The organism is Sphingomonas anseongensis (assembly GCF_023516495.1).
Lineage (GTDB): Bacteria > Pseudomonadota > Alphaproteobacteria > Sphingomonadales > Sphingomonadaceae > Sphingomicrobium > Sphingomicrobium anseongensis.
Map to the genome: position 1 here is coordinate 1 of NZ_JAMGBC010000002.1, position 931 is coordinate 931.

General features: G+C 59.5%; 1 protein-coding gene. It reads left to right on the forward strand.

Annotated features, from left to right (window positions below):
* Window positions 1-283 precede the first annotated feature (283 nt).
* A partial coding sequence (locus tag LZ519_RS11515) for an outer membrane protein (RefSeq protein WP_249868931.1) occupies window positions 284-931 on the forward strand: 648 nt, incomplete at its 3' end.

Here is a 931-nt window from a genome sequence, read left to right on the forward strand (position 1 = left end):
TCCGCCGCCGCCGGCTCCAGAGCGGGGCTAAGCAGCCAAACGTCAGCGAACGCTGACGAAGTTCAAGAAGCCGGCCCGGTGATGTTCACCGGGCCGGTTTTTTGCGTGCGAAACCGGTAACTTAAAGGACTTGGGCAAAGTGCAGTTCGGGCCTCAGCGTCCGACACGTTTGTGACCCGAAAGCCACACTCGATGTTTAAACTCGGGCATTGCAGCCAAATCGGACCTAAAATATTGTAGGGGCTGAGGCTCTACTGGCGGAGTCGCGACAGGGGACTAAGAGATGCGCAAGCTCGTACTGGCACTCGCACTAGCTTCAACAAGTTTCGCCGCACCGGCGCTTGCTCGGGACGGCACCTTCTACGCCGGCCTCGAGGGCGGCGTCATGCTGGTCGAAGATAGCGGGTTTGATTACACCGATGGCGTCGTGGGAACGATCAACAACGCCTACACCCTCGACCACAAGCCCGGCTGGGATATCGACGCCATTGCCGGCTATGATTTCGGCATGATCCGCGTCGAGGGGGAGCTTGGTTACAAGCGCGCCTCGGTCGATGAGGTCGAAGTCGCCTCCGGCATCGCTCCGCCGGCCGGCTTCGGTTCGCACTTCAACGCCGACGGTCACTCCACCGCATGGTCAGTAATGCTGAACGCATTGCTCGACTTCGGCGATGAGAATGGCTGGAGTGGCTACGTCGGCCCAGGTATCGGTGCAGCCCACGTAACCGAAGACTTCGACATTCCTGCCATCGACAAGTTCTTCGACGGCAGTCGTGGACGGATTGCATGGCAGGTCGTTGCGGGCGTCCGCACGGCGATCACGCCCAACATCGACCTCGGCCTCAAGTATCGGTTCTTCAACGTTCCGAACCTGAAGTATCATGTTGACGCAAGCGACAACCCGGTTGGCATCCCGTTCAACATCGATGGA